20 protein-coding genes are annotated in these 19,661 nt (G+C 49.0%); 18 read left to right on the top strand and 2 right to left on the bottom strand.

The features are described 5' to 3' along the window. Positions 1-225 precede the first annotated feature (225 nt). The gene (locus OEL90_RS00465; RefSeq protein WP_291402973.1) at positions 226-1,170 is read left to right on the top strand and encodes an RluA family pseudouridine synthase; all 945 of its coding nucleotides are present in this window, start codon (positions 226-228) and stop codon (positions 1,168-1,170) included. A gap of 10 nt (positions 1,171-1,180) precedes the next feature. After that, entirely contained in the window at positions 1,181-1,696 is a 516-nt protein-coding gene (gene pyrR, locus OEL90_RS00460; RefSeq protein ID WP_414635011.1) for a bifunctional pyr operon transcriptional regulator/uracil phosphoribosyltransferase PyrR, read from the top strand. A gap of 88 nt (positions 1,697-1,784) precedes the next feature. Here the strand turns inward: pyrR and OEL90_RS00455 are convergent, their stop codons facing one another. Further along, positions 1,785-3,578, bottom strand: coding sequence for an Rqc2 family fibronectin-binding protein (locus OEL90_RS00455; RefSeq protein ID WP_291402975.1), 1,794 nt, complete (start codon positions 3,576-3,578; stop codon positions 1,785-1,787). Between the two features lie 116 nt (positions 3,579-3,694). Between OEL90_RS00455 and dapF the strand changes: the two genes are divergently transcribed. From dapF to OEL90_RS00380, 15 genes are all read left to right on the top strand, one after another. Then, positions 3,695-4,537, top strand: coding sequence for a diaminopimelate epimerase (gene dapF, locus OEL90_RS00450; protein ID WP_291402977.1), 843 nt, complete (start codon positions 3,695-3,697; stop codon positions 4,535-4,537). Positions 4,538-4,564: 27 nt separating this feature from the next. Next, the gene (locus tag OEL90_RS00445; RefSeq protein ID WP_291402980.1) at positions 4,565-5,449 is read left to right on the top strand and encodes a YicC/YloC family endoribonuclease; all 885 of its coding nucleotides are present in this window, start codon (positions 4,565-4,567) and stop codon (positions 5,447-5,449) included. 42 nt (positions 5,450-5,491) lie between these two features. Then, complete coding sequence (gene gmk / locus OEL90_RS00440) at positions 5,492-6,115, top strand: guanylate kinase (protein WP_291402982.1); 624 nt, start codon at positions 5,492-5,494, stop codon at positions 6,113-6,115. Further along, positions 6,109-6,315, top strand: a complete 207-nt coding sequence (gene rpoZ, locus OEL90_RS00435) for a DNA-directed RNA polymerase subunit omega (protein ID WP_291402983.1) — start codon at positions 6,109-6,111, stop codon at positions 6,313-6,315. The genes gmk and rpoZ overlap by 7 nt, the downstream gene beginning before the upstream one ends. A gap of 13 nt (positions 6,316-6,328) precedes the next feature. Beyond that, the gene (coaBC, locus tag OEL90_RS00430; protein WP_291403033.1) at positions 6,329-7,561 is read left to right on the top strand and encodes a bifunctional phosphopantothenoylcysteine decarboxylase/phosphopantothenate--cysteine ligase CoaBC; all 1,233 of its coding nucleotides are present in this window, start codon (positions 6,329-6,331) and stop codon (positions 7,559-7,561) included. Between the two features lie 78 nt (positions 7,562-7,639). Then, the gene (gene priA / locus OEL90_RS00425; RefSeq protein WP_300686600.1) at positions 7,640-10,114 is read left to right on the top strand and encodes a primosomal protein N'; all 2,475 of its coding nucleotides are present in this window, start codon (positions 7,640-7,642) and stop codon (positions 10,112-10,114) included. 61 nt (positions 10,115-10,175) lie between these two features. Next, positions 10,176-10,628: a peptide deformylase gene (gene def / locus OEL90_RS00420; protein WP_291402988.1), complete on the top strand. Its 453-nt coding sequence runs from the start codon at positions 10,176-10,178 to the stop codon at positions 10,626-10,628. 8 nt (positions 10,629-10,636) lie between these two features. Then, the gene (gene fmt, locus OEL90_RS00415; RefSeq protein ID WP_291402990.1) at positions 10,637-11,587 is read left to right on the top strand and encodes a methionyl-tRNA formyltransferase; all 951 of its coding nucleotides are present in this window, start codon (positions 10,637-10,639) and stop codon (positions 11,585-11,587) included. A gap of 121 nt (positions 11,588-11,708) precedes the next feature. Continuing rightward, entirely contained in the window at positions 11,709-12,410 is a 702-nt protein-coding gene (locus OEL90_RS00410) for a zinc metallopeptidase (protein ID WP_291402991.1), read from the top strand. A gap of 110 nt (positions 12,411-12,520) precedes the next feature. Continuing rightward, positions 12,521-13,882: a 16S rRNA (cytosine(967)-C(5))-methyltransferase RsmB gene (gene rsmB / locus OEL90_RS00405; protein WP_291402993.1), complete on the top strand. Its 1,362-nt coding sequence runs from the start codon at positions 12,521-12,523 to the stop codon at positions 13,880-13,882. Between the two features lie 18 nt (positions 13,883-13,900). Further along, on the top strand, positions 13,901-14,635 hold the full coding sequence (locus tag OEL90_RS00400) for a Stp1/IreP family PP2C-type Ser/Thr phosphatase (RefSeq protein WP_291402996.1): 735 nt from the start codon (positions 13,901-13,903) through the stop codon (positions 14,633-14,635). After that, positions 14,635-16,602: a Stk1 family PASTA domain-containing Ser/Thr kinase gene (pknB, locus tag OEL90_RS00395; protein ID WP_300686595.1), complete on the top strand. Its 1,968-nt coding sequence runs from the start codon at positions 14,635-14,637 to the stop codon at positions 16,600-16,602. Before OEL90_RS00400 ends, pknB begins: the two co-directional genes overlap by 1 nt. Further along, positions 16,602-17,483, top strand: coding sequence for a ribosome small subunit-dependent GTPase A (rsgA, locus tag OEL90_RS00390; protein ID WP_291403000.1), 882 nt, complete (start codon positions 16,602-16,604; stop codon positions 17,481-17,483). Before pknB ends, rsgA begins: the two co-directional genes overlap by 1 nt. A gap of 2 nt (positions 17,484-17,485) precedes the next feature. Then, positions 17,486-18,136, top strand: coding sequence for a ribulose-phosphate 3-epimerase (gene rpe, locus OEL90_RS00385; RefSeq protein ID WP_300686588.1), 651 nt, complete (start codon positions 17,486-17,488; stop codon positions 18,134-18,136). After that, positions 18,133-18,789, top strand: coding sequence for a thiamine diphosphokinase (locus OEL90_RS00380; RefSeq protein WP_291403004.1), 657 nt, complete (start codon positions 18,133-18,135; stop codon positions 18,787-18,789). Before rpe ends, OEL90_RS00380 begins: the two co-directional genes overlap by 4 nt. A 125-nt stretch (positions 18,790-18,914) precedes the next feature. Here the strand turns inward: OEL90_RS00380 and rpmB are convergent, their stop codons facing one another. Then, positions 18,915-19,106, bottom strand: coding sequence for a 50S ribosomal protein L28 (gene rpmB, locus OEL90_RS00375; protein WP_291403007.1), 192 nt, complete (start codon positions 19,104-19,106; stop codon positions 18,915-18,917). 171 nt (positions 19,107-19,277) lie between these two features. Between rpmB and OEL90_RS00370 the strand changes: the two genes are divergently transcribed. Then, the gene (locus OEL90_RS00370) at positions 19,278-19,634 is read left to right on the top strand and encodes an Asp23/Gls24 family envelope stress response protein (RefSeq protein ID WP_291403009.1); all 357 of its coding nucleotides are present in this window, start codon (positions 19,278-19,280) and stop codon (positions 19,632-19,634) included. Positions 19,635-19,661 lie beyond the last annotated feature (27 nt).

Here is a 19,661-nt window from a genome sequence, read left to right as displayed (position 1 = left end):
AACTGCGGTAAAATTTCGAAGTGCAAGGCGGAGGAAGCAGCGATACTAGGCAGTATCGCGGATAACGACAACGCAGCAATGCGGAATTTTAACCTGTTGAATGTCGAGTTTTAGTGTTTACAGGGTACTTTGCGCCGTTCGGCGCTCGTCCCTGTCTCTGTCTTATTTATCAATGGTTCTTCACCATCAGGTGAGCATTCAACTCGAATAGGAGGTGGCAGGCACATGCGGGATCAGCAAAATGAAGTTTTCAGTTTTGAATTCGACGAGGCTCAGGACGAGCGGCTGGACCTTTATCTGAGCCGTATGACCGGCGCCACGTCCAGGACCTATCTGCAAAAATTGATCAAGGAAGGCCATGTGACCGTCAATGGCAAAGCAGTCACAGTTAAAAAGGAAAAGCTCAAGTTGGGTGATGTCATCACTCTTGAGCTGCCTCCGGCCGAACCTCTTGAGATCGAAGCGGAAAACATTCCCCTGGACATAGTCTATGAAGACGAGGCGCTCTTGGTCGTCAATAAGGCCAGCGGGATGGTGGTTCATCCTGCGCCGGGCAGCACTACGGGTACCTTGGTGCATGCGCTTTTATACCACTGCAGCGGGCGGCTTTCCGGCATCAATGGCGTCGCCAGGCCGGGCATTGTCCACCGTCTGGATAAAGATACCTCTGGACTCATGATGGTTGCGAAGACTGATCTGGCCCATCATGCACTGGCGGAGGAGCTCAAGAATCAGAAGTCCATTCGACGCTATCTGGCTCTTGTAATAGGCAATTTTCATCAGGATGAAGGCAGAATTGAGGCGCCTGTAGGACGTGACCCCAAGAACCGCCTGAGAATGGCTGTCGTCACCGGTGGGAAGCCTGCTGTGACCCATTTCAAAGTCATTCAGAGATTCCGGCATTACACGCTGGTGGAATGCCGGCTTGAAACCGGCAGGACACATCAGATCCGCGTCCATATGAAATCCATAGGGCATCCAATAGCCGGGGACCCTCTTTATGGCACTAAGACAACACTGTTTCCACTGGATGGCCAATATCTGCACGCCAAGACCCTTGGCCTGACACACCCGGTGACACATGAACTGATGACGTTTGATTCGGAGCTGCCTGAACGGTTTAAGGCCGCCCTGGAGAAGATTGAAAGGCGGGATCATTCTGGAATTTAAAGCGAGCATTATGGACGCACAGGCCATCTCACGGGCAGTCACGAGACTTTCTCATGAAATCATAGAGCGCAATAAAGGTATTGAAGACGTTGTCATCATTGGCATCAGATCCAGAGGAGAGCCGCTGGCAAGGCGGATTGCCGCCAAGATCGAAGCCATTGAAGGCACCACCGTTCGTACGGGCGCACTGGATATCACTAAGTACAGGGATGATCTGCCGGCTGAAGCTGCCGGTCGGGGTGGTGCAGGCAGTGATATCAATTTTGAGATTACCGGTCTCAACGTCGTATTGGTGGATGATGTCATTTATACAGGACGCACGGTTCGCGCAGCGCTGGATGCACTTATGGACTTTGGCAGACCCAAGACCATACAACTCGCTGTATTGGTAGACCGAGGTCATAGAGAGCTGCCAATTCGAGCGGATTATGTCGGAAAAAACGTACCGACCTCAAACCGTGAAATCGTCAAGGTGAGATTGACGGAACAGGATGAAAAAGATGAAGTCAGCATTTACGAACGCTGATGCCTAAATGAACTTTTTAACAAAAGAATACGAGGAGGTCTGTGTCTTTGCACCGACCTCCTCGTATTCTTTCAAATCTTATAGGGCATTATACCTGCAGACGTTTGATGACCGTTTCGTCCGGTGTGACGTACAGAGTCTTGTTGTGCACGTAGATAACCATGCCTGGTTTAGCGCCTGACGGCTTTGAAACGTGGCGGATCTCGGTGTAATCCACAGGGACTTGTCCGCTGAGACGCGCCTTTGAATGCCATGCAGCCAGCAGTGCCGCCTCGAAGAGTGTCTCCTCACCAACCGGCTTTCCCTGGGTGCGTATGACGACATGTGATCCGGGAACAGACTTGGTATGGAACCATAAATCCTTATTGGAGGCTGTCTTTAAAGTCAATTCGTCATTTTGAACATTGTTGCGTCCGACAAGGATCTCAAAGCCTTCAGTACTCTTGTACTGCAGTGGCGCTGATTTTGGGCGTTTATCCTTTTTGCGGCCTTTGCTTTTCATGTAGCCTTCTTCTGAAAGCTCCAGCCTTATGGCATCAAGATTGGCTGCATCAGTGGATTGCTCAATCTGAAGGAGAACGCTTTCAAGGTATTCCATTTCACGCTCGGTCTGCTCCAGCTGAGTCAGGATTTCTGTCTGGCCGTTTTTCAGTTTGGTGTATTTTCTGAAGCAGCGCTGGGCATTTTCAACAGGTGTCAACCGCACATCCATAGGCACATGAAGTTCAGGCGCCCCTTCTTCAAAAAAGTTTTCCACAATGGCTTCATGATCACCCTTTGAAAGCCGGTACACGTTCGCGAGGATCAGCTCGCCAAATTGTCGTTGTCTCTCTGCGTCCTCCGCTTGCTCAAGGTCGTTTTCCAAGTGGCTCTTCTTGTTGATGACGCGCTCCAGACGGTTTTCCACCATTTTTTTCATGGCTGCGGCCTTTTGATCCAGCCGGTCCTGAAGATCACGCTCTTCGAACATACGATTGACGCACAGAGATGGCTCCATGACCGGAGATAAAAGCTCGGAAACTTCAAGTCTTAAAAGCGGCGCCGCTGTCAGGTCCAGCGGCTTGCCTGTCTCATCCAGAATCAGCCTTGTCTCAAGGGTATTGGTTGTCAGCAGATGTTTGAGCCGTCTCAGTACTGCCTCTACTGCGTCACGGGAAGCAGCGTCCAAACGGTCTGCAGGAAGCTCCGCGTCGACACCCGCTTCAAGACAGAGCTGATGGCACAGCGCCGGTGAGAAGCCCTGAAAGGTACTTAACAACCATTGCTTAAGAGTAGAAGCTGGTTTTGCAGCGACTACCCCGGCTTGTTCGCCGTTAAAGGCGTCCTGAGGGAATTTAAAGTCCAAAAGTGGTGGTTCTGTGTCTCGAAGGTCCATTTTTCCACCCGGTGGAAGCTGATAAACAATGCCGGGATAAATCTGCCGCACCCTGGATACCGCACTTGAGATGCGTTTTACCGCATCCACGACGACCAATGAATCTGCCTGATAAAAAATCAGATTGGAATGGCGCCCCATGATTTCCGCGCAAAGAATGCGCTCCACCCGGTTGCCGAGCTCATCATAAGTGTCAAAGACGAAGTCCAGAATCCGTTCCAACCCGCGCTGGCGAATGTCAATTAGCCTTGCGCCGGTCAAGTGCTTTCGCAGCAGCATGCAGAACATAGGGGGCTGCTGCGGGTTTTCAGGCTTTGCGTGTGTCAACGAAACATAAGGCATCGAAGCTGAAGCAGTGAGCTTTAGCCGATGGTTGCTTCGATCACTCCGGATTCCCAGAATCAAGGTGTCGCTTTCGGGCTGATAAATCTTGTCAACCCGACCGCCAATTAATTTTTCTTGCAGCTCTGCGGCCAGCGCCGCCATAAAAATGCCATCATAGGCCATGGAGATCCCTCCTGAAATACAATAAGTATAGCATGCACGCCGCAAATTATAAAGAAATCGGGTTCAGTCTATGTTAGAATAAATAAGGAACTGCTTTTGTGAAGGAGGCAATTATTTTGAAATGGACTAAATGGCATGGCGCCGGCAACGATTTTCTGATTGGCGACTGGTCTGAAAATTATACAGAAGCTCAGTGGCAAGCCCTGATCGCCAAAATTTCCCACCGTCATTTCGGCGTAGGCGCAGACGGGGTCATGCTGGTGGCGCCTGCAGAAGATAAAAACTTCGCTGCAAGAATGATTTATTATAATTCTGACGGTTCCAGGGCTGCCATGTGCGGCAATGGAATCCGCTGCTTTTCAGCACATCTCCATAGAACAGGCAGAGCTCGGGAAGGACTTTTCACTGTTTTAACGGATGACGGTCCTAAAGAAGTGGCGCTGCGTGTTGCAGATGAAGGCTATCAAGTCAAAATTTCCATGGGCGCGGCTATATTTGCTGCAGATCAAATTCCCGTTCTTTCAGTACAAGGCTCTATGTTGGACGAGAACCTCGAAGTGCTGGGTAAAACTTTTAAAGTGACAGCCCTTAAGGTCGGTGTGCCTCATTTGGTTGTCGAAATGGAGGACTTTGACGAAACGAGGATTCGACGCTTTGGACCCGCACTTGAAAATCATCCGGCTTTTCCACAAAAAATAAACGTCAATTTTGTCAGACAGCTTAGTGACTCAGCCATTGAAGTTGTGACCTGGGAACGCGGCGCCGGACTGACTATGGCTTGCGGAACCGGCGCTTGCGCCTCGTTTTTCGCTCTATATCACGCCGGAAGATTGACGCGCAGCGCCAGTGTGAAGGTACCCGGCGGCACTCTGGATATCTATGCAGATGATCGGGAAGAGATTTTCATGACGGGTCCCGCCGTTGCAGTCGCAGAAGTTGAAACTCTGGCGGCGTTTTAAATTATTAGAGAAGGCAGGAGACGGACTATGACCTATTCAATGACAGGATACGGCCGCGGTGAAGCAAGCAGCGACAGAATTAAAATTGTGGTTGAAATAAAATCTGTCAATCATAGATATTCTGAGATTGTCGCGAAAATCCCAAAGAAAATGAATCCTTTTGAAGAGCGCATCAAAACCATGATCAAAGACCAGGTCCAGCGCGGGAGAATTGAGCTTTATGTCAATTACGAAGAGCAGGTCGGCGCAGATTATTCCATATTGCCGAATGATGCGGTTCTGGATCAGTATTACGCGGCGCTTAAGCACCTGAAAGACCGTTATGCGCTTAGAGATGATGTGACACTTTCTTTGATGTCCAGACACCCTGAAGCGTTTAGAGTCGAGTATGTGGAAGTGGATGGGGAGGCCATCTGGTCAGTCCTGGAAAAAGCGGCTGCAGCTGCAATTGGTCAAATGATTGAAATGAGGAAGACCGAAGGCGCGAAGCTGGTAGTGGATATTCTTGAAAGAATCAGCCAAATGAAATCAAGACTCGAAAAGATCGAAAGTCAGTCACCTCAGATTGTTGAAGCATATCGTCAAAAGATGAGGGATCGACTTACTGATTTGCTTGGGGATATGGGGATTCAGATTGATGAGGCGAGAATCGCCCATGAAATCGCCATTTTTGCGGATAAAACTAATGTGACTGAAGAAATCGTCAGATTGAAATCTCACTTTGATCAAATTGCTGATATCATTGACCAAGGCGGCGCTGCCGGGAGGAAACTCGATTTTCTCGTACAGGAAATGAATCGGGAGGTCAACACCATCGGCTCAAAATCGCCTGATTTTGAGATCAGCAACGACGTCATTGAGTTGAAAAGTGAGCTTGAGAAAATCAGAGAACAGATCCAGAATATTGAGTAACTTGCTGATTTAGAATCGATCTGAAGGGGAGTCGCATTAAGAATGAAAAGAAAAGGGTTGCTCTTGGTTGTTTCCGGGCCGTCCGGCGTTGGAAAGGGAACCATCTGCAAGGCATTAATGAAGCTTCGTGAGGACATAAAGCTGTCCATTTCCATGACCACGAGGGCACCTAGACCGGGTGAAGAAGAAGGCATCAATTACTTTTTTACAAATAGGGACGCTTTTATCAGATTGATTCAGCAGGGTGAGCTGCTCGAATACGCCAAAGTCTATGACAATTATTATGGGACGCCAAAAGCTTTCGTCATGGAACAGCTGGATCAAGGCGTGGACGTACTGCTGGAAATAGACATTCAAGGCGCACTGAAGGTGAAAGAGCAATATCCGGAAGGTGTATTTGTCTTTATTTTGCCGCCGACTATGGAAGAATTGAAAAACCGGATTGTCGGGCGCGGGACAGAAAGCGCCGAAGCCATTGACAAGCGATTCACCGCCGCCTACAATGAGATAGACTTAATGGAAAACTACAATTATTTTATTTTCAATGACCGTGTAGATCTCGCCACAGCGCGGTTGATCTCGATCATTGAAGCTGAACGCCTCAGAATCAGGCCTCAGTCTGTGAAAGAACTGATTCGTGAAATCAAGGAGGAATCGAAGTGTTAAAACCACCCATTAATGAACTGATCGATATCGCAGGAAGCCGCTACGCATTGGTTGTGCTGACTTCTAGGCGCGCACGCCAGATTATCGACGGCGCAGAAGTTAAAATTGATGACAAGTCCATTAAAAAGCCTATGAGTATTGCTACCCAGGAACTATATGAGCACAAGCTGGAAATCATCGATTTCGACAAAGAGGATTAGTCAAATGAGTGGCGTGTTGACGGGCAAGAACATTGTCTTGGGCGTCACAGGCGGGATTGCTGCCTATAAGTCAGCGGATCTGGTCAGCAGATTGAAGAAGCTGGACGCCAATGTTTATGTGGTGATGACGGCGCATGCTAAGGCTTTTGTATCGCCCCTCACCTTTCAGTCTCTGTCCCAGAATTATGTGGTCGAGGACATGTTCGAAGCCCCCAGGACCTGGGATGTCGAGCATATTGCCCTCGCGAAGCTCGCAGACCTCTATGTGATCGCCCCAGCATCTGCGAACGTTCTCGCGAAAATGGCCGCCGGAATTGCAGATGATTTTTTGACGACGACGATTCTGGCGACTCAGGCGCCCATTCTCGTTGCGCCTGCTATGAACACACAAATGTATCTGAGTCCGCTGACACAGCGAAACATGAAAACGCTTCAAGATTTGGGCGTTGGCTTTGTTGCGCCCGGCAGCGGAAGGTTGGCTTGCGGGGATGAAGGCATTGGAAAGATGGCTGAGCCGCAGCAGATTGTGGACGAAATTGTCAAACTGCTCGCTATTGAATCTGAAAGTGACCTGCCGCGGCTGCTGGAAGGCAAACGTGTACTGATCACAGCAGGTCCAACCCGTGAGGCTTTGGATCCGGTGCGCTATCTGACAAATCACTCCACCGGGAAAATGGGTTATGCCATTGCGGAAGCTGCAGCGGCCATGGGCGCGGAAACGAAACTGGTTTCCGGACCGGTCGAGTTGTCAGCGCCTGAAGGCGTTCAGCGTGTGAAGGTCGAATCTGCCCGGGACATGTTTGAGGCAGTCATGTGCGACCTTAACTATGACATTATCATCATGACAGCCGCAGTTGCGGATTACCGGCCAAAGACCACTCAAACCCAGAAAATTAAGAAGGTTGAGGGAGATTTAACGCTGGAACTGACGCGAAATCCCGACATCCTTTTTGAGGTGGGAAAAGTTAAGACCCACCAAGTCCTCATTGGTTTTGCGGCAGAAACTGAGCATGTCATAGAACACGCCGCTGCAAAGCTTCGAAAAAAGAACCTGGACATGATCGTGGCGAATGATGTGACAGTTGCAGGCGCGGGATTCGGAAGCGACACCAACGTCGTGACGTTTATCACATCTGACGGCGTCCAGACTGCATTTGATCAAATGGAGAAATCCGAAGTGGCAAAGGCCATCTTGAAAAAGGCGGCTGATCTATTGTCTGAGGCAGATCCAGTCGGGACGAGTTAAAGCAAGGCAACCCAATAGACCATCCGGGGGTAGAGGCATCTACTCCTGTTTCTTTATGATGCTGTGGAGGTGTTTCAAGTGCGTGAGCAACAATTGAACCAGAAGCAGCCCGAATTGCTGGCAGATGTGATTGTGCTGAAAATGACGCGTTCTCTGGATCAGCTGTTTACCTACAGGATTCCTCAGGCTCTTGCCTGCGAGGTGGTCATAGGAAGCAAAGTCGTAGTTCCCTTTGGCGCCGGTGATGCGACTCATGAAGCCGTTGTTGTTCAAAAACGAACGCCAGAGGATAAAGATCAACTGGATAAATTGAAAGCTGTACAAAGCGTCTGTGACATGACGGCTGCGCTGGATGAACCCCGCGTAAAACTGGCACTCTGGATCCGTGAGCATTATTTGACCAATTACGCTCAGGCGGCCTCTTTGCTGCTCCCAAGCGGGACTGTGATCAAACGGGACTATAAACTCACTGCAGAACAAAACGCTGATCCGCAGGATCTGAAAAATCTCAGTGATGCAGAGCGGCAATTCGTGGATGCGCTCAGCGCCAAGCCGCTGATGCAGAGCGAGTTGAGCGACACTCAGGCAGCTTTGATGAAGCGGTGTTTTAAAAAAAACGTGATTCAGCGGGAAGAGCATTTGACTACCGCAGTAAGAGAACGCTATAACCGGTTTTTCAGTCTCACCAAGCCTGGAGAAGTCAGCGCCTGGCTGGAGCAAATTCCAAAAAACCAGACAGTAAAGCGCGCTGTCCTCGAAATGCTCAGAGATTATGGTCGGGTAGAAGAATCCCGGCTCAAAAAAGAAGTTAAAGCCACTGCGGCAGGACTTAAAAAGCTTGAGGAAGAAGGACGGATTCAGTCCGAAACTGAGGAAGCCTTTTCTTTTCCGGCTTATTATGATTCAGGGAAAAGAAATGCTTTCGTTGCTTTTTCCAATGAGCAGAAAGCGGCATATGATGTGATCAGCAGCAGTGTGATGAATAATGAACCCAGCTCATTTCTGCTTCATGGTGTCACTGGCAGCGGAAAGACCGAGGTTTATATGGAACTTGCGGATTTATCCATTTCTCAGGGCCGCCAGGTCATAATTTTGGTGCCTGAAATTTCGCTCACACCGCAGCTGGTAGACCGTTTCAGAAGGCGGTTTGGTGATCGCATCGCCATTTTACACAGCCGAATGAATGCATCTCAGCGATTTGACCAATGGCGCGCCATAGGCAGAGGTGACTATGATATTGTCATAGGGCCCAGGTCGGCGCTGTTTGCCCCTTGCAAGACCATCGGCCTCATTGTGGTGGATGAGGCCCATGACAGCTCCTATAAGTCTGATCAGGCGCCTAAATACCACGCAGTGGAGGTGGCGAAGACCCTCAGCGGACTTCACGGTGCGCCGCTGATCCTGGGCTCTGCCACGCCGGGCATCGAGCAGTACCATGAGGCGAGATGCGGCCAGCATCAGCTGGTGGAAATGCATAAGCGTTTTAGTCAGGTGCCGCTGCCTAAGGTGGAGATTGTCGACATGCGTCTTGAGCTGATGTCAGGCAACCGTTCCATGTTCAGCAGACAGCTCGAGACTGCCATAACAGAAACCCTCGAGCGAGGCCAGCAAATCATGCTGCTCCTGAACCGGAAAGGCTATCATACTTTCATTTCTTGTCGAAGCTGCGGCTATGCCTTGAAATGTCCGAATTGTGATGTCAGCCTGATCTTTCACAAAGGGCAGAATCACGCCCGGTGCAGTTACTGCCATTATCGATCGTCAATTCCGACTGTGTGTCCGGAGTGTGGCAGCCGTTATTTTAAATTTTATGGGAGCGGTACAGAAAAGGTTGAAGAGGCATTTGCAGAAACCTTTCCCAACGTTGCGACTGCCAGAATGGACAGTGAATCCCTGTCAAAAAAGGGCGCTCTTGAAGAAATCCTGACGGATTTTGAATCCGGAAAAACCAGGGTCTTGATTGGTACACAGTTGATTTCAAAGGGGCTGGATTTTGCGAATGTGGGACTTGTGGGTGTCATTCTGGCAGATGTGACCCTTAATCTTCCGGATTTTCAGGCATCTGAAAGAACTTTTCAGCTAATGACACAGGTCAGCGGCAGATCAGGCAGGGCAGAAACCCAGGGCAGAGTTGTGGTTCAAACCTATGTTCCTGAACACTTTGCCATTGTCAGGGCAGCAGAGCATGATTATATTGGCTTCTATGAAGAGGAGATGGGCCTGCGAAAAGCCTTTGGGTATCCGCCCTATTTACAAATGGCCAATATCATCCTTTCCGGCTTTAAGCCGGAGGCCGTCGAAAAAAGTGCAATGTCTTTAAATGACTGGTTCATATCAAAAATACCATCAGAACTATTAAAAAAAGGTGACCTGGAAATACTCGGTCCCCATCCTGCAGTCTACGGCAAAATTAAAAATAGATATCGATGGCAAATTATAATAAAATATAGGGAAGAGATGCTTAAATTGCTGGAAAAAATTCTTCGAAGTCTTCCGGTGGACCGCCAGGATGTGAGAACCACTGTGGACATCAAAGCGATCAGCGTCTTGTAACTATTGGGAAGCAGTCAATTTAAGACTGTATTGGCGCAAAAGTAAGGAGGATTATATTAGAATGGCTATCAGAAATATTCGGACTGAAGGTGATGAGGTCCTTAGAAAACGGTCAAAGGAAGTTGCGGTTATAGATCAAAAAATCAAGGATCTGGTTGAAGATATGATCGATACCATGTATCATGCGGAAGGCGTAGGTTTGGCGGCGCCGCAGGTGGGGATCCTAAAGAGGATCGCTGTCATAGATGTTTATGATGAAACAGGTGTCAAAGTACTGATCAATCCTAAGATCATCCGGGAGGAAGGCGAGCAGTTCGAAGTGGAGGGCTGTCTGAGTGTGCCTGAGCGTGCCGGATCTGTGCGCAGACCAGCAAAAGTCTGGGTGGAGGCTCTCAATGAAAATGGCCAGACCTATGTCGTTGAAGGTGAAGAACTTTTAGCCAGGGCACTTTGTCATGAGATAGACCACCTGGACGGTGTTTTGTTCATTGACAAACTCATTGAGGAGGCGTAACGATCAGCATGAAAATTGTGTTTATGGGTACGCCCGAGTTTGCAGTGCCCTGTCTTGAGGCATGTATCAGCTTTGAAGGCGCTGAAGTCTCCGCAGTGTTTACACAGCCGGACAGACCAAGCGGCAGAGGGAACAAGCTGACGCCGCCACCCATCAAAGTGGCTGCGGAGCGTTCCGGCATTCCTGTCTATCAGCCTGAAAGAATTAAAAGCAGTGAAGCCATGGAATCTCTAAAAATACTGCAGCCTGACTTGATCGTCGTCGTTGCCTATGGACAAATTCTTTCTCAGGAAATTCTGGAATTGCCCGTTCATGGCTGCATCAATGTTCATGCTTCGCTGCTGCCCAGACTCAGAGGTGCTTCTCCCATTCAGTGGTCTATTGTCAGCGGTGAGACAGAGACCGGTGTCACGACTATGAAAATGAGTGCCGGATTGGATGAAGGCGATATGCTGCTTAAGGAAGCTGTGGAACTGACTGCATCAGTGACCGGGGGAGAACTTCACGATCAATTGATGTCCATAGGTGCAGATGTTCTTACCAAAACACTGGAAGCCATACGGGACAACGGTTTGAGTCCGGAACCGCAAATTCATGAAATTGCAACCTATGCACCTAAGATCGACAAGAAAATGGCTGAAATCGACTGGGAGAGGACTGCGGATGAAATTAGCGCTCAGGTCCGGGGCTTTGATCCTTGGCCGGCGGCCGTGACTTCCTATGGCGAGATCCGCCTGAAATTATTTAAGCCTGTCGTGGTCAGGCTCAGCCGGGATGATAACTCAACTGTGGCCAAACCCGGCACTATACTCGACGTTGGCAAGGACTGCTTTACTGTGAAGGCAGGACAAGATGCTGTCAGATTCTATGAAATCCAAGCGCCTGGTTCAAGGAGAATGAAGGTGTCAGACTATTTGCTCGGACACCGTCTGGGCATAGGTGACTGTTTGAATGGCTAAGGCAGAACTTGGGCAATTAAGGTGCCTGAACAGACGCATCTCCCTGAAGTACCGCATATATTGCTTTTAAATTAGTTGGACTACTTTAGAATACTTTTCAATCCTTTAGGAGGTTGTCAAAATGAGTGGTTATATGGGAACCGCCGGTTCACTTGGATTTTTGCTCCTGATTCCCGTTTATATTTTTGCTATGATTGCACAAGTCCAGGTTAAAACCACCTTTACTAAATTTGCACGCGTTGGATCTTACCGGCGCATGAAGGGTGTCGAGGTCGCAAGAGCCATACTGGATCGGAATGGTCTGCAGGACGTCATTGTAGAGCCAGTTGCGGGCTCGCTGACGGATCATTACGATCCTAGAAACAACAGGATCCGTCTGTCTCAAACGGTCTACGGCAGTGACAGCATTGCGGCAATCAGCGTTGCGGCACACGAAGTGGGTCACGCCATCCAGTACGCCACGGGATACAAACCTATTCGGATCAGAAATGCCTTTTTGCCGGTAGCAAATCTTGGCAGTGGTGTTCTTCCCATTTTGATTATGGCTGGGTTTTTCTTCAGAATCGTGCCACTGGTGGATCTTGGTATTCTGTTTTACCTTTTCGCCGTCCTTTTTCACATTGTCACACTGCCTATTGAGTTTAATGCCAGTTCAAGAGCAATTGCTGAGTTGGTGGATGGCCATTATATCCTGGATGAAGAAATATCCAATTCCAAAAAAGTTCTTGGCGCAGCGGCCAGAACCTATGTCGCCAGCGCTGCGGTATCTGTCATGGAACTTGTGCGTCTGCTTCTGATACGGGATCGCATGTCCAGGGACTGATTTCAATATTGATTTAAAAGGAAATTTAGTTTTCGGATTGCCGCAGAGCAGGCTTTACGTCAGTTCAGCCTGCCGCGACAATTTGGAGCCTCGAAACGGAGTAGATCATCATGCCATCCCCCCAAAAAACAAAATATCCGAGTGCCAGTCAAAAACTCACAAGCCGGCAAGCTGCCGTAGAACTGCTCATGGATATTGAGCATAAAGCCTTGTTGTCCAGCGACGCGGTGTATAATCTGTCAAAGCAGCGCGTTTTGTCACCTGAAGACCGACGCCTTGCAGTCAGGTTGATTTATGGTGTTTTGGAACAGAAACTGTTTTTGGATTATAGGCTTCAGCAAGTCTCGAAGACAAAGCTCTCAAAACTCGACCCAACCATTCATATGATCTTGAGGGTGTCTCTCTATCAGCTTATATTTATGGACCGAATCCCGGAGTCTGCGGTTGTCAACGAGGCTGTCAAAATGTCCAAAAAAAAGGGTCAGCACCTCAGCGGCTTTGTCAACGGTGTCCTCAGAAACTTTCAGCGATCCAGGGAATCTCTTAGACTGCCTGAACGGGCTGAAGATGAAATAAACTATTTATCCATCACAACCTCTCACCCTGAGTGGCTTGTAAAGCGCTGGATCTCCAAATTCGGGACGCAGTTCAGCGAAGCGCTGATGCTGGCCAACAATCTTACACCGCCTCTGACTGCCCGCGTAAACCTGCTAAAGTCAACACCTGATAATGTCAGAACAAAGCTTGAAAGGGACGGCATAGCTTCAGAGATCAGCCGTTTCCTGGATTATGCGCTGATAGTGCATTCTGGTCAGGACCTGGTTATTCAGGAATGGCCTGTTTTTATTGAAGGGGAACTTTATGTTCAGGACATAGCTTCCATGATGGTCACAGAAGTGTTGGACCCTCAGCCTGGAGAACGCATCTTGGATATGTGCGCCGCCCCCGGAAGCAAAACAACACATATGGCAGAGAAAATGAACAATCTGGGCACCATTATTGCCCGGGATGTTTCAGATAAAAAGCTTGAAAAAATCAGAGAAAACGCAAGCCGGCTGGGGATTTCCATAATTCGTCCCGAAGTGGCCGACGGATTAATTCTGGATGCCGACGCGGTGGAGGCCTTTGATCGTGTATTACTGGACGCGCCATGTTCAGGTCTGGGCATTATTCGCAGAAAGCCGGAAATTCGTTTCAGACGGCAGCCTGAGGATCTGGCGGCACTCGTGAAACTGCAGACAAAGCTGCTTGAGAATGGTTCGCGTTATGTTAAACAGGGCGGTATACTGGTTTACAGCACGTGTTCGGTAGATCCGGATGAAAATGAAGGGGTCGTTACAGCCTTCCTGGCATCCAACCCGCATTATAAGCTGGCAGATACACCGTGGTCAGATGAAGATGGATTAATCAGACTCTACCCGAGCGTCCATCAAACAGATGGTTTCTTTATCGCTAAAATGGTTAGAGTCTAATATAAAGAGGTGGTTCAAGTGAAAGCAGCAGGAATAACCCATATTGGAAATATAAGAACGAACAATGAAGATGCCTATTATCTCAACGAACAGCATAACCTGATTGCTGTTGCGGATGGTATGGGCGGTCACAAAGCGGGAGAGATCGCAAGCGGTATTGCAATAGAGGCCATAGCGTCCCTTATAGCCATAAAAGAACAAAATGCAATTATGCCGGCTGAAGTGTTCCGAAAAGTTTTTTCTGAGGCCAACCAGCGCATCTGGGACAAGGCCCATGAAACTGAGGACTGTAAAGGGATGGGTACAACTCTGACTGCGGTATGGATCGTGGAGGACCTGGCCTATGTCGCACACATAGGCGATTCCCGCGCTTATTTGATCCATGAGGGAAAGATTCGTCAAGTGACGAGGGACCATACCTTAGTGGAGGAGCTCATTAAAAATGGCTCCATTGACCGCGAGTCTGCCCTCAGCCATCCACAAAAGAATGTGCTCATGAAAGCGGTGGGTGCGGATGACAGCGTGTCTCCGGACCTCCATGAGATTGAAGTTTACGAGGGTGACATTCTTTTACTATGTTCAGATGGATTGACTCATTATCTAAAAGATTATGAAATTGGAGATTTACTCACCAAGGAGGCAACACTGGAGGCATCTGTAAACCTTATGACTGAGCTTGCACTCGAACGCGGCGGCGCTGACAATATAACCGCCGCAGCCATCAGGATTGAAAAACTGGGAGGTGATCGCTAGTGGATCGTATCATCGGACGTATTTTGAAGAATAGGTATGAGATTCTGGATAAAATTGGCGACGGCGGCATGGCACTCGTATATCGCGCTAAAGATACCTTGCTTGATCGTGATGTCGCTATTAAAATTCTGCGGCCTGAATTCGTCTCAGATGAGGAATTTATCCGGAAATTTGACAAAGAAAGCAAAGCAGCTGCCAGTTTAAGCCATCCGTCCATAGTTAGTGTCTACGATGTCGGCCATGAAGACGACCTTCGCTATATTGTCATGGAATATGTAAAAGGCGTTACTTTGAAACGGTACATCAAGGAATACGAAGGCTTCTTTGAAAACAGAGAAATTATCCGCGTTGGGAAGCAGATAGCAAGAGCCCTTGAAAACGCCCATGCGAACCACATAGTCCACCGCGACATCAAGCCTCACAATATCCTGATCGGGACGGACAGGACAGTCAAAGTCGCGGATTTTGGCATAGCCAGAGCCATCACCTCATCGACCATCATCAACACAACAGACATGATGGGGTCAGTGCATTACGCTTCACCGGAGCAGTCCAGGGGTGGCTTTGTGGATGAGAAATCCGACATCTATTCTCTTGGCATCCTGATGTATGAAATGGCGGCCAAAAGACTTCCGTTTGAGGGCGAATCCGCTGTTGCAGTGGCGCTGAAACACCTGAAAGAAGAAGTTCGGCCACCTTCGGACTTTAATCCGGGACTCAGTGTTGGTCTTGAAGGCGTGATTCTAAAAGCCATTCAGAAAAATCCGGAATTCAGATATGCCAATGTGACGGAAATGTTGAACGACTTGGATGAAGTTCTCCTCAGACCGGATCATATTGTCATGATTGAAGGCGCTGACGAAGATGCCAAAACTATGATGATCCCCAAAATTGATGAGGATCTGCTGTTTGATGAAACCCGTTCACTTGAAAATACGAATCCAACGCGGTTTGCTCAGCGCAGAGCCACTGAAGAGGTGGAGGCGGTTCAGCCAGGCGCGGAGAAGGCAGACAAAAAAAGGCTGTTCATAACCATAGCACTTGCCTTAATCGCTGCCGTCATCTTCATAGGCGCAGGCTTCATCATGAAAAATTTGCTTGAGGAGAGCCAGCCAACTGCAGTTCCAAATGTGACCGGACTGGATCTGGAAGTTGCGCTGCAGCTCCTGGAGGATCATGGCTTTAAAGGTGAAGTCGGAGACAAAATTTACTCCGGATCTTATGCCCCTAATGAAGTCATTTCACAGTCCCACGAAGAAGGGACGCTTCTGAAGCCGGGTTATACTATTTCACTTACTCTAAGCCTCGGCACTGAACTTTATGAGGTGCCTAATCTGGTTCAAAAGCCCCTTGCAGAAGTCGAAATCCTGATAGTCAATGCCGGATTCAAGGTAGGGGATGTAGAGGAAATTGAGAATGAGGCGCCTGAAGGCACCGTCATCAGTCAATCACCATTTGCAGGCCTCAAAGAGCCAAAAAATACGTCAATCGATTTGTTTGTCAGCAAAGGCAAAGTGCCTGGAAAGAGCATCATGCCTACCATAGTTGGCAGTGCCCTGGAAAGCGCAAGGATGACCCTGGAACAATACGGCATCACGGTAGGAGACGTCTCCTATGACTTCAGTGATACTTTTGCCGCGAATCTGGTTATGTCCCAGAGTATTGAAGGCGGACGTGAAGTACAGCCGACCGACCGGGTCAACCTCGTAGTCAGCAAAGGCAAAGATCCAAATTCAACACCGCAGCCTGTCGAGAAAACGCTGACCATTCCTTTGGATTACGAAAAAGATGAATTTGAGGTCAAAGTGGTATTGGTCAAAGACGGCGCATCTGAAATAGTTTACCAGAAGACGCACAGCAAGTCAGAAGAGCGGGTTTCCGTGACCATCAGCGGTACAGGTACTGTTGGCATCAACATATATTTTGACGATGTTCTGGTCAGCTCCAATGAAGAGGTATTCAATTAATGGGGGAAAAACTGTCTGAAGGTCGGATTGTCAAAGGGATCGCCGGATTTTACTACGTTCAGGATCACACTGGAATTCTCGAATGCAAGGCACGTGGAAAGTTTAAAAAAATGGGACTGGTCCCTATGGTGGGGGACCGCGTCCTCTTCTCCAAACAGAATGGGTCTATTGAGGACATCCTGCCTAGAACTTCCGAACTTCTGCGGCCGCCGGTGTCAAACGTCGATCAGGCGGTCATAGTGTTCGCGGTTCGTTTTCCGGACCCAAACATGGTTCTGCTGGACAAGATGACAGTTTTGGCTGTCAAGGAAGGGCTCGATGTGGTTCTCGTCTTCAACAAAGTGGATCTGGATGACGAAGCGTCCCAACTGACTATGAATCTGGAGGAGATCTACGGGCCCACCGGCTTCAAAATACTGACCACCTGCTCGCTCACCGGGTATCATATTGACGAGCTGAGGGCAATGCTCAGCGACAAAGTCTCAGTGTTCGCCGGGCCATCCGGTGTGGGCAAATCTTCGCTGCTGAACGCCATTGAGCCGGGACTTGCACTCAAGACCGGTGCTGTCAGCGAAAAGATCCAGAGAGGAAAGCACACCACGCGTCATAGTGAGCTTCTGGAACTGGAAACCGGGGGTTTTGTCGTTGACACACCTGGCTTTACTTCTCTTGAGCTCAGGGATCTGGAAGATGATATTCTCTCATCCTGCTTTCCGGATTTTGAACATTTGCCGGGCAATTGCCGCTTTGATGACTGCCTTCACCTTGAAGAACCGGACTGCAGGGTTCGGGAAGCCGTTCGAACCGGCAAACTTTCTGAGTCCCGATACAACTCATACGCCCATATCATGAATGAAATCAGGCAATCTAGGAGGTACTAAACTTGAAATTATCACCGTCCATTCTGTCCGCGGATTTTGGAAATCTGCAGGAAGAAGTAATGAAAATTGAACGCAGCGGCTGCGACTATCTTCATGTCGATGTCATGGATGGCCATTTTGTGCCTAATTTGACCATCGGCCCACTGGTCCTGGAGGCTTTGAAAGGGCGAACAAACCTGGTCAAGGATGTCCACCTGATGATCGAGCATCCGGAACGGTATATCGAAGCCTTCGCCAAAGCCGGGGCGGATATCCTGACGGTGCACCAGGAAGCAACAGTTCACCTTCACAGGACGATCCAGCTGATAAAGTCCCTGGGGGTCAAGGCAGGGGTGTCGCTGAACCCTGCAACGCCGGTGTCTGTTCTGGAGGATCTGCTGCCGGAGCTCGATTTGGTGCTGATCATGTCTGTCAACCCGGGATTTGGCGGACAGGCGTTTATTCCCCAAGCTCTGGAAAAGATCGCAAAGCTGAGGGCTATGGTCGTCGAGCGCGGCTTAAATCTGGAGATCGAGGTAGACGGGGGCATCAAGGCTGATAATGTGGCCGAGGTGGTCAAAGCGGGCGCAGACGTTATTGTGGCCGGTTCCGCGCTGTTTGGGGCTCCGGATTTTGAGGCGGAGGTTCAGAAATTCCGGGATGCGGTCCAATGAAAATCGCGATTGTTACCGGAGGGCTGATTGAGGATTTAAGCTGGCTGAAAGCTCAGCTGAGCCGCTATGACCTCCTCCTGGCGGTGGACAGGGGACTGGAAGCCACTGAAGCCTTAGGGCTCACTCCGGATCTGATCATTGGAGATTTTGACTCCTATAGAGGGGATCAGGCCATTGAGACCCGCTATCCGGAGGCTGAGATTCTGACTTTTTCGTCCGTCAAGGACTGGACGGATACTGAGCTGGCACTTCAAAAAGCTGTTGAGCTCAGCTGTTCAAGTGAAAAGGAAGCTATCATTGACCTCTATGGGGCCTTTGGGAACCGAATGGATCACACTTATGCCAATTTGATGCTGCTTGGCAGTTTGGAACAAAAAAGTCCCCGGATTCGCGCGCTCGATCCTGACAATGAAGTCGAGCGGCTGTTTCCTGGGACCTATAGAGTGGCGCGAAAAGACGGATTCAATGTTTCGGTGCTGTCCTTGGATGAAACGGCAGAAGTGACACTGCGCGGATTTGAGTATGACGGTGAGAAACTGATCCTCCGGCGCGCAGGGACCTTGGGTGTCAGCAACCGACTGAAGGAAAATGAGGGTTTTGTGACACTTCACAGCGGAAAAGTTTTTTTGATGCAGTGCAGGGACAGGGCATAAGAAAAGCCCGAACTTCATACTCTGAAGTCGGGCTCATTTCTCATTTTTCACTTTTTGGCCTTGCCTTTTAATAAAGCAAAAAAGTCCGCCACAGCAAATTGGGGCAGACTTTAAGGCAGATCCAATTAGATAGCGCGAACAACATTACCTGAACGCAGGCATCTTGTACAGACCATCAGTCTCTTTGGTGAACCGTCAACGACCGCTTTCACGCGTCTGAGGTTCGGCGCCCAAGTTCTTCTTGTATGGTTGTTGGCATGGCTGACATTATTGCCGCTGACCTTGCCTTTTCCGCACACTTCGCATACTCTTGCCATTGTTACACCTCCCTAAAACAAATAACACATAAGCAAATTTATTCTAACAGATCATTTCTGTGTTTGCAAGTTAATCTTGAAGGAAATTAGGGTATAATGGCACAGATAAGGTTGTCACACTACTCTAATCATAGTAAAATCAATATGGATTGTTAAAGGGGAGGAACCAATATGACCATAAAAGTAGAAAACGCACATGGTGCAGTTTTCATTAATAACGACGTCATTGCCACGATTGCGGGCGCGGCAGCCATTGAATGCTACGGCCTGGTGGGTATGGCATCGCGCAACACTACAGGCGGGATTGCCAATCTGCTGAAAAAAGAAAATCTCTCTAAGGGTGTTCGGATTCATTCAGAGGAAGACGGCATCGTGATCGATCTGTTTGTCATCGTTCAATTTGGAACCAAAATTTCCGTGGTCGCCCAAAACATAATCGAACGCGTGAAGTACAGTGTCGAGAACCAAACGGGCCTCAAAGTCCTGAAAGTGAATCTGAATATTGAAGGGGTCAGGGTTCAAGCCTGATTTTGGGAGGGATGACCTTTGGATATT

Origin of the sequence: Acidaminobacter sp. (genome assembly GCF_030247605.1) — a bacterium.
In the GTDB taxonomy this organism is placed as follows: Bacteria; Bacillota; Clostridia; order Peptostreptococcales; family Acidaminobacteraceae; genus Acidaminobacter.
Note: the sequence above shows the minus strand (reverse complement) of the source record. Positions and strands in the feature narration are given on the sequence as shown.

Coding starts and splice junctions, on each gene's coding strand:
- OEL90_RS00465 (WP_291402973.1), top strand. CDS start 226: ATGCGGGATCAGCAAAATGAAGTTTTCAGTTTTGAATTCGACGAGGCT.
- pyrR (WP_414635011.1), top strand. CDS start 1,181: ATGGACGCACAGGCCATCTCACGGGCAGTCACGAGACTTTCTCATGAA.
- OEL90_RS00455 (WP_291402975.1), bottom strand. CDS start 3,578: ATGGCCTATGATGGCATTTTTATGGCGGCGCTGGCCGCAGAGCTGCAA.
- OEL90_RS00445 (WP_291402980.1), top strand. CDS start 4,565: ATGACCTATTCAATGACAGGATACGGCCGCGGTGAAGCAAGCAGCGAC.
- gmk (WP_291402982.1), top strand. CDS start 5,492: ATGAAAAGAAAAGGGTTGCTCTTGGTTGTTTCCGGGCCGTCCGGCGTT.
- def (WP_291402988.1), top strand. CDS start 10,176: ATGGCTATCAGAAATATTCGGACTGAAGGTGATGAGGTCCTTAGAAAA.
- fmt (WP_291402990.1), top strand. CDS start 10,637: ATGAAAATTGTGTTTATGGGTACGCCCGAGTTTGCAGTGCCCTGTCTT.
- OEL90_RS00410 (WP_291402991.1), top strand. CDS start 11,709: ATGAGTGGTTATATGGGAACCGCCGGTTCACTTGGATTTTTGCTCCTG.
- rsmB (WP_291402993.1), top strand. CDS start 12,521: ATGCCATCCCCCCAAAAAACAAAATATCCGAGTGCCAGTCAAAAACTC.
- rsgA (WP_291403000.1), top strand. CDS start 16,602: ATGGGGGAAAAACTGTCTGAAGGTCGGATTGTCAAAGGGATCGCCGGA.
- OEL90_RS00380 (WP_291403004.1), top strand. CDS start 18,133: ATGAAAATCGCGATTGTTACCGGAGGGCTGATTGAGGATTTAAGCTGG.
- rpmB (WP_291403007.1), bottom strand. CDS start 19,106: ATGGCAAGAGTATGCGAAGTGTGCGGAAAAGGCAAGGTCAGCGGCAAT.
- OEL90_RS00370 (WP_291403009.1), top strand. CDS start 19,278: ATGACCATAAAAGTAGAAAACGCACATGGTGCAGTTTTCATTAATAAC.